Origin of the sequence: Streptomyces sp. CB01580 (assembly GCF_001905795.1) — a bacterium.
In the GTDB taxonomy this organism is placed as follows: domain Bacteria; phylum Actinomycetota; class Actinomycetes; order Streptomycetales; family Streptomycetaceae; genus Streptomyces.
In genome coordinates this window covers 16,695-29,279 of record NZ_LIXJ01000010.1, presented here as the reverse complement: position 1 = coordinate 29,279, position 12,585 = coordinate 16,695, and the positions used below count along the sequence as shown (strand labels likewise).

Genomic DNA, 12,585 nt, shown 5'->3' with positions numbered 1-12,585 from the left:
CACCCCCGTAAACCGCTTCACCTGTTCTGCCTAACTTCGGCAGTGCACGGTGCACGGCGAAACGCCGCAGCACCCACCACATCGCGCGCCGTCGTAGAACAAAAAAAGGCATCGGCGGCTCCTGGAAGGAACACCCGAAAAGTGAAGCTTCAGCGCAAGAACCGGCTTCGTGCCACCGCGCTCGGTGCCCTCGCCGTCTCCGGCGCCCTGGTCCTCACGGCGTGCGGTTCGGACGACAACAGCAACGGGTCCGCCGGCGGCAACGGCGGCGGCAAGACGAGCGCCGCGTCGGACATCAAGTGCGACGACGCCAAGGGCCAGCTGCTCGCCTCCGGCTCCAGCGCGCAGAAGAACGCCATGGACCTCTGGGCCAAGAACTACATGGCCGGGTGCTCGGGCGTCGAGATCAACTACAAGTCGTCCTCCTCCGGTGAAGGCATCATCGCCTTCAACCAGGGCACGGTCGGCTTCGCCGGTTCCGACTCCGCGCTGAAGCCCGAAGAGGTCGCCGACTCGAAGAAGATCTGCAAGGGCGGCCAGGGCATCAACCTCCCGATGGTCGGCGGTCCGATCGCCATCGGTTACCACCTGGAGGGCGTCGACAACCTGACGCTGGACGCCCCCACCCTCGCCAAGATCTTCGACACGAAGATCAAGAAGTGGAACGACCCGGCGATCGCCAAGCTCAACAGCGGCGTCAAGCTCCCGGACAAGGCGATCCAGCCCTTCCACCGCTCCGAGGACTCCGGCACCACGCAGAACCTCGGCAAGTACCTGAACGCCGCCGCGCCGAGCGACTGGAAGTACGAGGCCGAGAAGAAGTGGCCGGCCCCCAATGGCCAGGCCGCGTCCGGCTCCTCCGGTGTCGCCTCCCAGGTGAAGGCCGTCGACGGCTCGATCGGCTACTTCGAGCTCAGCTACGCCACCGCGCAGTCGATCCCCACCGTCGACATCGCCACCGGTGCCGCCACCCCGGTCAAGGCCACCCCGGAGAACGCCTCCAAGGCCATCGCCGCCGCCAAGATCAAGGGCACCGGCAAGGACCTGGCCCTCGACCTCGACTACGCGACCAAGGCCGACGGCGCCTACCCGATCGTCCTGGTGACCTACGAGGTCGTCTGCGACAAGGGCAACAAGTCCGAGACCCTGCCGACGGTCAAGTCCTTCCTGAACTACACCGCCGGTGACGAGGGCCAGAAGCTCCTCACCGACGCCGGCTACGCGCCGATCCCGGCCGAGATCAACGCCAAGGTCCGCGAGACCATCGCCTCCCTCTCGTAGCCCGGAAGCGCGGCGCGCGGTACCGCGCGCCGCGCGGCACGACAACGCCAGAGCAACACCAGCGACACCCGGCGGGCCGGTCCGGTGCACCCCTCCGGACCGGCCCGCCACCGCCCATCCGGTGCACCGCCGCCAGGGGAGCCACACCGCTCCCCCACACAGACCGGAAAGACCATGGCTTCCACCACACCGATAGACACGCCGCCGGTACCACCGGCGGCGACCGGCCGCGCCCCCAGTACCGGGCGCGCGGGCGACAAGATCTTCCTGGGGCTCTCCCGGGGCTCGGGCATCCTGCTGCTCGTGATCATGGCGTCGATCGCCGTGTTCCTCACCTACCGCGCCGCACTGGCCGTCTCCAAGAACGAGGGCAACTTCTTCACCGCCTTCGACTGGAACCCGGCCGGCGACCCGCCGGTCTTCGGCATCGCGGTCCTCCTCTTCGGCACGGTCGTCAGCTCGATCGTCGCGATGGCCATCGCCGTCCCGGTCGCCGTCGGCATCGCCCTGTTCATCTCGCACTACGCGCCGCGCAAGCTGGCCGCGCCCCTCGGATACGTCGTCGACCTGCTCGCCGCCGTGCCGAGCATCGTGTACGGCATCTGGGGCGCCCTCTTCCTGGTCCCGTACCTGGAGGGCCTCAACCTCTGGCTCGACGACTTCTTCGGCTGGACGTACATCTTCGACAAGACCGAGGTCGGCGTCGCCCGCTCGCTGTTCACCGTCGGCATCCTGCTCGCGATCATGATCCTGCCGATCGTGACCAGCGTCAGCCGCGAGGTCTTCCTCCAGGTCCCGAGGATGAACGAGGAGGCCGCCCTCGCCCTCGGCGCCACCCGCTGGGAGGTCATCCGCCTCTCGGTGCTCCCCTTCGGCCGCTCCGGCGTGATCTCCGCGTCGATGCTGGGCCTGGGCCGGGCGCTCGGCGAGACGATGGCCGTCGCCACGGTCCTGTCGCCGAGCTTCGTCATCTCCGGGCATCTGCTCAACCCGGGCGGCGGAACGTTCGCCCAGAACATCGCCGCGAAGTTCGACGAGGCCGACCAGTTCGGGCGTGACGCCCTGATCGCCTCCGGCCTCGTCCTCTTCGTCCTCACCCTGCTGGTCAACGGCGCGGCCCGGCTCATCATCGCCCGCCGCAAGGAGTACTCGGGGGCCAACGCATGAGCCACGCAGCCAACACCGGCGTCCAGGAGGTCCCCGCCCCCGCGGCGACCGTCGCCCCCCGGACCGGCCTCGGCACACGGTCGCTCCCCCGCTGGGCTCCCTTCGGCTTCGCGGCCGTGGCGCTCGTGCTGGGCGTCGGCACCGGCATCGCCGCTGGCTGGGAGAGCCGCACCCAGTGGGGGCTGTTCTCCGCCCTCCTCTTCGTCGTCATCTCGTACGTCACGACCTCGGTCGTGGAGAACCGGCGCCAGGCCAAGGACCGGCTCGCCACCAGCATCGTCTGGGTGTGCTTCCTGCTGGCCGTCGCCCCGCTGGCCTCCCTGCTGTGGACGACGATCAGCCGGGGCGCCGAACGCCTCGACCTGTACTTCCTGACCCACTCGATGGCCGGGGTGCTCGGCTCCGAGGCCAGCGGCGGTGTCTACCACGCGCTGATCGGGACCCTGGAGCAGGTCGGCCTCGCCACCCTCATCGCCGCCCCCATCGGCATGCTGACCGCCATCTACCTGGTCGAGTACGGCCGGGGCGCGCTGGCACGGGCCGTCACCTTCTTCGTCGACGTCATGACGGGCATCCCGTCGATCGTCGCCGGTCTCTTCATCCTCTCGATCATGCTGATGACGCAGACCGATCCGTCCGGTCTGATGGGCGCGCTGGCGCTCACGATCCTGATGATCCCGGTCGTGGTCCGCTCCACCGAGGAGATGCTCAAGCTCGTCCCGAACGAGCTGCGCGAGGCATCGCTCGCCCTCGGCGTCCCGAAGTGGCGCACCATCCTGAAGGTGGTCCTCCCGACCGCGCTCGGCGGCATCACCACCGGTGTGATGCTCGCGATCGCCCGCATCGCCGGTGAGACCGCACCGATCATGCTGCTGGTCTTCGGCAGCCAGCTGATCAACACGAACCCGTTCTCGGGCGCCCAGTCCTCGCTCCCCTTCTACATCTGGGAGCAGTACAAGGTCGGCACCGAGCAGTCGTACGACCGGGCCTGGGCCGCCGCCCTCGTGCTGATCGCCTTCGTCATGATCCTCAACCTCGTGGCCCGCGGCATCGCCCGCTGGAAGGCCCCGAAGCACTGATACGTGCGGCTCCCGCCCCGTGACCGGCCGCCGACGCGGCCACAGAAAGAAGCAGTGATTCAGATGGCCAAGCGCATCGACGTCAGCGGCCTGTCCGCCTACTACGGCTCCCACCTCGCCATCGAGGACATCTCGATGACCGTGGAGCCCCGTTCCGTGACCGCCTTCATCGGCCCCTCCGGCTGCGGCAAGTCCACCTTCCTGCGCACCCTCAACCGCATGCACGAGGTCACCCCCGGCGGCCGTGTCGAGGGCAAGGTGCTGCTGGACGACGAGAACCTGTACGGGCCGAACGTCGACCCGGTCACCGTGCGCCGCACGGTCGGCATGGTCTTCCAGCGCCCCAACCCGTTCCCGACCATGTCGATCTTCGACAACGTCGCGGCGGGCCTCAAGCTGAACGGCTCGTACAAGAAGAGCGAGCTTCCCGACATCGTCGAGAAGTCGCTGCGCGGCGCCAACCTCTGGAACGAGGTCAAGGACCGGCTGAACAAGCCCGGCTCCGGCCTCTCCGGCGGTCAGCAGCAGCGTCTGTGCATAGCCCGCGCGATCGCGGTCGAGCCGGAGGTGCTGCTGATGGACGAGCCGTGCTCCGCCCTGGACCCGATCTCCACCCTCGCCGTCGAGGACCTGATCGGCGAGCTGAAGGAGCGCTTCACGATCGTCATCGTGACGCACAACATGCAGCAGGCGGCCCGCGTCTCGGACCGCACGGCGTTCTTCAACCTCGCGGCGGTCGGCAAGCCCGGCAAGCTGATCGAGATCGACGACACGGAGCGCATCTTCTCCAACCCGTCCGTCCAGGCCACCGAGGACTACATCTCGGGCCGGTTCGGATAGCGGAGGCCGGGCCCTCCTCCGGACCGGCAAAGGGCCGGATCCCCGCCCCCCAAGGATGGCCTTTGGGTGCTGCATGGCGGTGCCACCCGTAAGGCAAAGGGTCCGCCCCGCTCCCCTCATGAGGGGAGCGGGGCGGACCCGACTTTCGTACCGGCGCGTTCCGGCGGCCCTCACGGCCGTTCGTCAGCCGAAGAGCAGCAGCACGACCCCGTAGCTGGCGGCGGCGACCAGGGCCGCGGCCGGCATGGTGATGAACCAGCCGAGGATGATGTTCTTGGCGACGCCCCAGCGCACCGCGTTCACGCGCTTCGTGGCGCCCACGCCCATGATCGCGGAGGTGATCACGTGCGTGGTGGAGATCGGCGCGTGGAAGAGGAATGCCGAGCCGAACATGATCGACGCGCCGGTGGTCTCCGCCGCGAACCCCTGCGGCGGATCCAGCTCGATGATCTTCCGGCCCAGCGTGCGCATGATGCGCCAGCCGCCCGCGTACGTGCCCAGCGACAGCATCAGCGCGCAGACCAGCTTCACCCAGACCGGAATCGGGTCCTCCGGGCTCTCGATGTCCGCGATGACCAGGGCCATCACCACGACACCCATGGTCTTCTGCGCGTCCTGGAGCCCATGGCCGAGCGCCATGCCCGCCGCCGAGACCGTCTGCGCTATCCGGAAACCGCGCTTGGCCTTGTGCGGGTTGGTCTTCCGGAAGATCCACATGATCACGACCATCACCAGATAGCCGACGACCAGCCCTATGACGGGCGAGAGGAACATCGGGATGACGATCTTGTCGATCACCCCGTCCCAGTGGACCATCGTCCCGCCGGCGAGCGCGGCGCCGACCATGCCGCCGAACAATGCGTGCGAGGAGGAGGACGGAAGCCCGAAATACCAGGTGACGAGGTTCCATATGATGGCACCGACGAGGGCGGCGAAGAGGATTCCCATCCCCTTGTCGCCTTCGGGCGTCGCGATCAGACCCTCACTGACGGTCTTGGCGACACCACTGCCGAGAAACGCGCCCGCGAGATTCATCACCGCCGCCATCGCCAGCGCGGCACGCGGAGTGAGCGCACGGGTGGAGACGGAGGTGGCGATGGCGTTCGCCGAGTCGTGGAAGCCGTTCGTATACGTAAAGCCGAGCGCGACCCCGATGGTCACGATCAGCGCAAAGGTGTCCACGTGGTTCAGGACTCCTTGACCGCGATGGTCTCCACCGTATTGGCGACGTGCTCGAACGCGTCGGCCGCCTCTTCCAGTACGTCCACGATCTGCTTGAGCTTCAGCACCTCAATGGCGTCGTACTTGCCGTTGAAGAGATGGGCGAGCAGTTTGCGGTGGATCTGGTCGGCCTGGTTCTCCAGACGATTGACCTCGATCCAGTACTCGGTGAGATTGTCCATGGTCCGCAGCCCGGGCATCGCCTCGGCGGTCAGCTCGGCCGCGCGGGCCAGCACCTCGACCTGCTGCGCGATGCCCTTGGGGAGTTCGTCGATCTGGTACAGCACGACCAGGTCGACGGCCTCCTCCATGAAGTCCATGATGTCGTCGAGCGACGAAGCGAGGCTGTAGATGTCCTCGCGGTCGAACGGCGTGATGAAAGAGGAGTTCAGCTGGTGGAAGATCGCGTGGGTGGCATCGTCCCCCGCGTGCTCCGCTGCCCGCATGCGCTCCGCGATCTCGGCTCGGGAGGCAGGGTCCGCCCCGAGCATTTCCATCAGGAGTTTCGAGCCCGTGACGATGTTGTCCGCGGAGGCGGAGAACATGTCGTAGAAGCTCGTCTCCCTGGGGGTCAGACGAAAGCGCACGTGGGGTCCTCGGGGTGCTTTGGATTCGGTCAGGCTGATGCTAGGCGCATCATCCGGCCACGGCTAACCGGCGTTCTTCAGTGTCGCGCATGGGGCGCGGAGATCAGCACGGGCCCCCGGTCACGTTTCGGCAGAATTCGTTAAGCTATACCCACCAGGGGTATATGGACGGCAGTAGTAAAGGGAATACGGGAGGCAGCCATGACCACCACCGGGACCACCGCGACCACCTCGGACGCCGGCACCGCGAGCACCGACGCCACGGCGGATGCCACGACCTCGGGCGCCTCGACCGCCCCCGACCCCGCGGCCGGTTCCACGGCCGGTTCCGCCGGCACCGGGGCGGCCGAGCCGGTCGTCACCGACCACGACCGGGGCATCCACGGCTACCACCACCAGAAGGCCGAGCACCTCAAACGGCTGCGCCGGATCGAGGGCCAGATCCGCGGCCTGCAGCGCATGGTCGACGAGGACGTCTACTGCATCGACATACTCACCCAGGTCTCGGCATCGACGAAGGCCCTCCAGTCCTTCGCGCTCCAGCTGCTGGAGGAGCATCTGCGGCACTGCGTGGCGGACGCCGCGCTCAAGGGGGGCGACGAGGTGGACGCCAAGGTCGAGGAGGCCACCAAGGCCATCGCCCGCCTGCTCCGCACCTGACGACGGGCCCGGCCCGCAGCCGGGCGGGCCGGGCGACGACCGGTCACGCCCGGCGGGCGCCGACCGGGCGAACGTTGCCGGGAGGGGCGCCGGGTCAGGCCAGGCGGTCGCCGGGCCGGGGAGCGGTGGCCCGCTCGGCGACCACCCCCACGTTCAGCACCTCGTCGATGCGGGCGGAGCTGAGCCGATCCCCGATCGCGGCCGACGCTGCGATCATCAGCTCGCCGCAGAGCTCGATCTCGGCGAGAGCCACATGGTCGGATTCGGTCCGTGTGCCGAGCGTCACCACGTCACCTCTCATTGCCCTCGCCGGCTTCCCAGCGTAGGGAGCGGAGCACGCCCCGCGCATGGCACGGACGGACCATTTCTGCTCCGCCGGCCTGCCTACGTCCGACCCCGCCCGGCCCGTCCGACCCGTCCGGCCGCCCGCCACCCGCCACCGCCGCCCCGGCCGGGAAGCGCCCGCCGCCGTGCCGACACGCGCCCCGGCCTCCGTTCCACCAGGCGCCCCGGCCTCCGTTCCACCACGCGCGCCGGCCGCCGTGCCGACACGCGCCCCGCAGACGTACCGGCACGCCGAAGCCGTTCCGCTCCCCGCCTACCGCTCCTCGATCTTCCCGGTGTAGATGTCGTGGTCGTCCGGCAGCCGGACGGAGACGGGCACCCCGAAATCGGACAGCGACGTCGTCGATGTCACCTCCACCGCGGGCCCCTCGTCGGCGAAGGTGAACCGGTGGCGCACCTCACGCAGCCGCCCCTGTTCGTCCAGATACGCGTCGAACGGCACGGTTCGGGTGCGAAATCCTTTCGTCGCCGCGACCAGCGCCCCGCGCGATTGCGGCGACGCCTCGCGGGCCGCCCGCCCGATGTCCGAAACCCCTCGGTAGTGCCGCACGCTCACCCCGGCGAGCACCGCCTGCCCCACGTACTCCACCTGCCGCGCCCCACGCAGCAGTTCGGCCGCGATCATGGGGTCGGTCACCCCGCCGGTGACCAGATTGCCGTCCGCCAGTGCCGTCGTGTCGACCCTGACCCACTTGTCCGCGGGCACCCCGGCGCCGCGATTCATCATGTACAGCGCGTCGGGGACCAGCAGCTCGGTGATGGGGCGGTGCCCGTCCGCCCCGGCGGCGTCCTCGGGCAGCACGACCTCCAACCGGCCGGCGCGCCTGCGGAAGTCGTACGCCCCGCGGCCCCTGATCGTCACCCGCGTCCCGCCCGCAGCGGTCTGCATCGACGTACGCACCCGGGCGCTTCCCCCGACGTCCCCGGCCCCGGCCACCGTCCCCGTTCCCGTGCCGGACACCGTCCCGCCGAGCACCTCGGCCGCGCGGCGGACCGCGTCGAGCGAGTCGGCCCCGCCCCGCTCGTCGGCCACGGCGCTGTCGCCGCCGACCCGATCACTCCCGCATCCGGCGGTCGCCGCCATCACGCCCACCACGGCGAGGGCGCAGACAGCGCGCGCCCCGCCTCCGGACCTCTGCCGCTGCACCACCATCGCCTGCCAACCCCCAACGCCGTACCGCTTGCCCGAGCCCCCCATCCGTTCCGGATAACGACAACCCGTGTCCCCCGTCACGCCGTTCCCGAACGCCACACCGCCGAGTGGCGGCGCCCAGTACCGTGGACGGGTGTACGTCCAACACACCCCAGAGGTCCCGCCGGCCGCCCCCGTTCCCACGTCCTTCGGACACGAACCCACGACCGTGGAACGCGGCTCGTTCTGCACCGCCCGTTGCGCCTGTGGATGGTCGGGACCGGCCCGCCGCTCCCGCGACCGGGCCCGGGCCGACGCCTCGGAGCACCGCGCCTCGCCCTGACCCCACGCCGCGCCCCACACACCTCGCGCCCGGCGTCTCCCCCCACCCGACCGGCCCGTACCGGCCCATGTCCCGGAGGTCCGATGAACACGCCCCACCAGCCCCCCGTACCCCAACCGCGCACGGGTCCGGGCCGGCGCGCGGTGCTCGCCGCGGGCGCCGTGGCGGTGCTCGCCACCGCCACGACCGCGTGCGACAACGCCCCCGTGCCCGGCGACGATCCGGCGGGCACGGGGGGAGCGTCGGGCACTTCGGACGCCTCGGGCGGGACCTCCCCCGCCTCACCCACCTCACCGGACCCGTCCGTCCCGTCGAAGCCTTCCCCCGCCGGTCCGCCCGACTGGTCCGCCCTCGCGAAGGGCCTCGACGGCAGGCTCGTACGGCCCCAGGACGCGGACTACCCGACCGCCCGTCAGCTCTACAACACCCGGTTCGACGGTCTGAAGCCCGCCGCCGTGGCCTACGTGGGGCACGCGGCGGACGTCCGAGAATGCCTGGCCTTCGCCCGCCGCACGGGCACCCCCGTGTCGATCCGGGGCGGCGGCCACTCCTACGCGGGCTGGTCGAGCGGCGACGGACGCCTCGTCATCGACGTCTCGTCGCTGTCGCGCGTCGAACGGAACGGCACCATCGGCGCGGGCGCCAGACTCATCGAGGTCTACCAGGGCCTCGCCCGCCACGGCCTCACGATCCCCGGCGGCTCCTGCCCCACGGTCGGCATCGCGGGCCTCACCCTCGGCGGCGGCCACGGCGTCGCCTCCCGCGCGTACGGCCTGACCTGCGACAGCCTCACCTCCGCCACCCTCGTCACGGCCGACGGCAGGACCGTCACCGCGGACGCGGACCACCACCCGGACCTCTTCTGGGCGCTGCGCGGCGCGGGCAACGGCAACTTCGGCGTGGTCACCGAACTGACGTTCCGCACCCGCCCGACCCCGCAGGCCGTTACCGCCTACCTGTCCTGGCCCTGGTCGCGGGCCCGTTCCGCCGTCACGGCGTGGCAGGAGTGGGGGCCGTCGCAGCCCGACGAGATCTGGTCCTCGCTGCACCTCGCCGCCGGTCCGGGCGGCGGCAGGCCGACCGTCACGGTGGCCGCGTTCGGTCTCGGCACGTACGACGCGCTGCAGAACGCCGTCGACCGTCTCGCCGACCGGATCGGCGCCCCTGCGTCCTCCGTGTCGCTGCGCCGCCGCGGCTACCAGGAGGCGATGCTCGGGTACGCGGGCTGCGCGGGCATCACCGACGCCCAGTGCCATCTGCCGGGTTCGACGCCCGGCCGCACCGAGCAGGGCACGCTCCAGCGGGAGACGTACGCCGCCGCTTCCGACTTCTACGACCGCTCGCTCTCCCCGGCGGGCGTCGGCGCCCTCCTCGACCGGGCCGAGGCGTTCACCCGCATCCCGGTCTCCGGGGGCGGCGCGGGCACCATCACGCTGACCGCGCTCGGCGGCGCGATCAACCGGGTCGCCCCTCGGGCCACGGCGTTCGTCCACCGCCGTTCACGCGTCCTGGCCCAGTACATCGGCGCCTGGAAGCACGGCACGGCGGGCAGCGCACAGCAGGACTGGCTGAAAAACACCCACACGGCGATGCGCCGGTACGCGTCCGGGGCGGCGTACCAGAACTACACGGATCCCTCGTTGGGCGACTGGCGCCGGGCCTACTACGGCACGGCCGCCGAGCGTCTGGCGGACCTGAAGAAGCGCTACGACCCCCAGCGCCTGTTCTCGTTCCCGCAGGCCCTCTGATTTCCCGGCCGCTGACGCACCACCACGTCGCGGCCCAGAACCGGCGGGGCGGCGCGCCGACACGGCCTACGCGGCCAGGTCCTTCTCGCCGTCCCGGCAGACCGTCCCCGGGCGCGGCTCGGGAATCCCGATCGTCCCCGTCCGGCCACCGGGCCTCGCCGCCGACGACGAAGCGCGCGACCTGACGAGCCGTCCGAGGCGGTCCGAACGGGAGACGGCCGCCGTCAACGGCGTCAGCAGCATCATCGCGAGGGGGGAGAGCAGCAGGGCGACCGCCGTGCCGAGCGCCAGTCCGCCGACGACGTCGGTCGGGTAGTGGACACCCATGTAGACCCGGCAGAAGCCCTCCAGGAGGGCCAGGCCGATCGCGACGACGCCGAACTTCCGGTTGACCACGAAGAGTCCGACGGCCAGGGCCATGGCCATCGTGGCGTGATCACTCACGAAGGAGAAGTCGTTCTTCCCCTCCACGAGGACCTCCAGCCCCGCGTGTTCCCGGAACGGACGCTGCCGTTCCACGAATCCGCGGATGGGGATGTTGACGAGCAGCGCGATCCCGGCGGCGAGCGGCGCCCAGACGATCCCGGCGACCGCCGTCACCGAGTCCTCGGCCGTGCCGCGCCGACGCACACTCCACCAGCACCACAGGACCACCAGGACCATGCCGAGCATGATCCCGTACTCGCCCACGAACTCCATGATCCGGTCGAACCACGCGGGGGCGGACTTCGCGAGCCCGTTGATCTCGTAGAGCAGGCCGACGTCGGGGTTCGACCCATCCAGTGCGAGTCCAGCCATCCGCTGCGGCCCCTTGTCTTGTCTGCTGACGCGGGGCACACCCGTGCACCGCCCTGACGAACCCCCGTGTCGGTTCGATCACCGCGTGGCTGCGCTGCCCGTGCGGACCCGTCCGTACGGACCTGCCCGAGAGGGCCGGTCCTGGGTGCGTGCGCGCGGTCGGCTCACAGCCGCCCGCGAGCCGCCCGGTCCACCCGGCTCATTCCAGTCCATCCAGGGAACGACGCGGTCCGTGCGCGCGTTCCACTCTCCACCGAATGATCACTATGACGTTATCGAAGAGTGACTCATCGTCGCAGCTCAGGGCCTGGGCCTTACGGAGGGTTCCGGCCACCGCCGTCGCCGCGTCAGACCTCCGGACGGTCGCCGGGAAGGTCGGTCGGGAGGGCCGCGGCCCCCTCCTTCGTCACGCGGGTCGCGCCGAAGTAATCGGGGGTGTCGATCTTGTCGAACCGGATCACCGACCCGGTGTACGGCGCGTTGATCATGTAGCCCCCTCCCACATACAGCCCCACGTGCCGGATGGCCCGCGAGTTGGTCAGGTCGTCCGAGAAGAACACCAGGTCACCGGGGAGCAGTTCGTCGCGCGAGGGATGCGGCCCGGCGTTGTACTGGTCGTTCGCCACCCGGGGCAGGTCGATGTCCACGGTGCGGTACGCGGCCTGGGTCAGCCCCGAACAGTCGAACCGTCCGCCCTGCTCCGGTGTGCCGTTGCCACCCCACAGATACGGCGTGCCGAGCTTGTTCTGGGCGAAGTGGATGGCCCCGGCCGCCTGCTCCGAGGGCCGCACCCGCCCCACGGGCCGGGCGAAACTCTTCTCCAGCGACCGGATGATGGTGACGTAGTTCTTCGTCTCCGCGATGTTCGGGACCCCGCCGGAGCGGATCACCCGGTACGCCCCGGCGTTGTACGCGGCGAGCATGTTGTCCGTCTGGTCGCCGGGCACCTTCTTCACGTACCCGGCCAGCTCGCAGTCGTACGAGGCGGCGGACGGAATCGCGTCCTGCGGATCCCACACGTCGCGTCTGCCGTCGCCGTTGCCGTCGATCCCGTGCCCGGCCCAGGTGCCCGGGATGAACTGGGCGATCCCCTGGGCGGCCGCCGGGCTCTCGGCCCGGGGGTTCCATCCGCTCTCCTGGTACAGCTGGGCGGCCAGGAGGGCCGGATTGATGGCCGGGCAGAGGTTGCCCCACTTCTGCACCAGACCCTGGTACTTCGCCGGCACCGCGCCCTTCGCCAGCCCGACCGCCCCGCTCCTGCCGGAACTCGCGAGTCCGGCGGCGGCGGAATACGTGCCGACGACGAGCAGCGTCACGAAGCACATGGCCATGCCGACGCCGAGCCCACCGATCACCCAGAATTTTCGCACGCCTCAACCATCCC

The 12,585-nt window shown here is 70.3% G+C and carries 13 protein-coding genes; 7 read left to right on the top strand and 6 right to left on the bottom strand.

Annotated elements, in window-relative coordinates; all coding sequences use genetic code 11:
- The first annotated feature begins 141 nt into the window (after nucleotides 1–141).
- The 4 genes from pstS to pstB all read left to right on the top strand — a co-directional run bounded on the left by pstS (nucleotide 142) and on the right by pstB (nucleotide 4,367).
- Entirely contained in the window at nucleotides 142–1,281 is a 1,140-nt protein-coding gene (gene pstS, locus AMK22_RS16520; RefSeq protein ID WP_073785739.1) for a phosphate ABC transporter substrate-binding protein PstS, read from the top strand.
- Between the two features lie 174 nt (nucleotides 1,282–1,455).
- Nucleotides 1,456–2,448 carry a phosphate ABC transporter permease subunit PstC gene (pstC, locus tag AMK22_RS16515; RefSeq protein WP_073785737.1) on the top strand — a complete coding sequence of 331 codons (993 nt, stop codon included), beginning with the start codon at nucleotides 1,456–1,458 and terminating at the stop codon, nucleotides 2,446–2,448.
- Nucleotides 2,445–3,527: a phosphate ABC transporter permease PstA gene (pstA, locus tag AMK22_RS16510; protein WP_073785735.1), complete on the top strand. Its 1,083-nt coding sequence runs from the start codon at nucleotides 2,445–2,447 to the stop codon at nucleotides 3,525–3,527. Before pstC ends, pstA begins: the two co-directional genes overlap by 4 nt.
- Nucleotides 3,528–3,590: 63 nt before the next feature.
- The gene (gene pstB / locus AMK22_RS16505; protein WP_073785733.1) at nucleotides 3,591–4,367 is read left to right on the top strand and encodes a phosphate ABC transporter ATP-binding protein PstB; all 777 of its coding nucleotides are present in this window, start codon (nucleotides 3,591–3,593) and stop codon (nucleotides 4,365–4,367) included.
- A 183-nt stretch (nucleotides 4,368–4,550) separates the two neighbouring features.
- On the opposite strand, the gene AMK22_RS16500 is transcribed toward pstB, so the two are convergent.
- Both AMK22_RS16500 and AMK22_RS16495 read right to left on the bottom strand, forming a co-directional pair.
- Entirely contained in the window at nucleotides 4,551–5,549 is a 999-nt protein-coding gene (locus AMK22_RS16500) for an inorganic phosphate transporter (RefSeq protein ID WP_073785731.1), read from the bottom strand.
- A gap of 5 nt (nucleotides 5,550–5,554) precedes the next feature.
- Entirely contained in the window at nucleotides 5,555–6,175 is a 621-nt protein-coding gene (locus tag AMK22_RS16495; RefSeq protein ID WP_073785729.1) for a DUF47 domain-containing protein, read from the bottom strand.
- Nucleotides 6,176–6,376: 201 nt separating this feature from the next.
- On the opposite strand from AMK22_RS16495, the gene AMK22_RS41785 reads away from it, so the two are divergent.
- On the top strand, nucleotides 6,377–6,835 hold the full coding sequence (locus AMK22_RS41785; RefSeq protein WP_073785727.1) for a metal-sensitive transcriptional regulator: 459 nt from the start codon (nucleotides 6,377–6,379) through the stop codon (nucleotides 6,833–6,835).
- Between the two features lie 94 nt (nucleotides 6,836–6,929).
- Here AMK22_RS41785 and AMK22_RS16485 read toward each other — a convergent pair whose 3' ends face one another.
- Nucleotides 6,930–7,124: a hypothetical protein gene (locus AMK22_RS16485; protein WP_391675157.1), complete on the bottom strand. Its 195-nt coding sequence runs from the start codon at nucleotides 7,122–7,124 to the stop codon at nucleotides 6,930–6,932.
- 309 nt (nucleotides 7,125–7,433) lie between these two features.
- The gene (locus tag AMK22_RS16480; RefSeq protein ID WP_073785725.1) at nucleotides 7,434–8,333 is read right to left on the bottom strand and encodes a hypothetical protein; all 900 of its coding nucleotides are present in this window, start codon (nucleotides 8,331–8,333) and stop codon (nucleotides 7,434–7,436) included.
- A 133-nt stretch (nucleotides 8,334–8,466) separates the two neighbouring features.
- On the opposite strand from AMK22_RS16480, the gene AMK22_RS40900 reads away from it, so the two are divergent.
- Complete coding sequence (locus AMK22_RS40900; protein WP_073785999.1) at nucleotides 8,467–8,655, top strand: hypothetical protein; 189 nt, start codon at nucleotides 8,467–8,469, stop codon at nucleotides 8,653–8,655.
- 83 nt (nucleotides 8,656–8,738) lie between these two features.
- Entirely contained in the window at nucleotides 8,739–10,403 is a 1,665-nt protein-coding gene (locus tag AMK22_RS16470) for an FAD-binding oxidoreductase (protein WP_073785724.1), read from the top strand.
- 66 nt (nucleotides 10,404–10,469) lie between these two features.
- Here AMK22_RS16470 and AMK22_RS16465 read toward each other — a convergent pair whose 3' ends face one another.
- The gene (locus tag AMK22_RS16465) at nucleotides 10,470–11,201 is read right to left on the bottom strand and encodes a phosphatase PAP2 family protein (RefSeq protein WP_073785723.1); all 732 of its coding nucleotides are present in this window, start codon (nucleotides 11,199–11,201) and stop codon (nucleotides 10,470–10,472) included.
- Between the two features lie 347 nt (nucleotides 11,202–11,548).
- Nucleotides 11,549–12,571 (bottom strand): C40 family peptidase, encoded by a 1,023-nt coding sequence (locus AMK22_RS16460; protein ID WP_274535425.1) that lies wholly within the window; start codon nucleotides 12,569–12,571, stop codon nucleotides 11,549–11,551.
- Nucleotides 12,572–12,585: the final 14 nt, after the last annotated feature.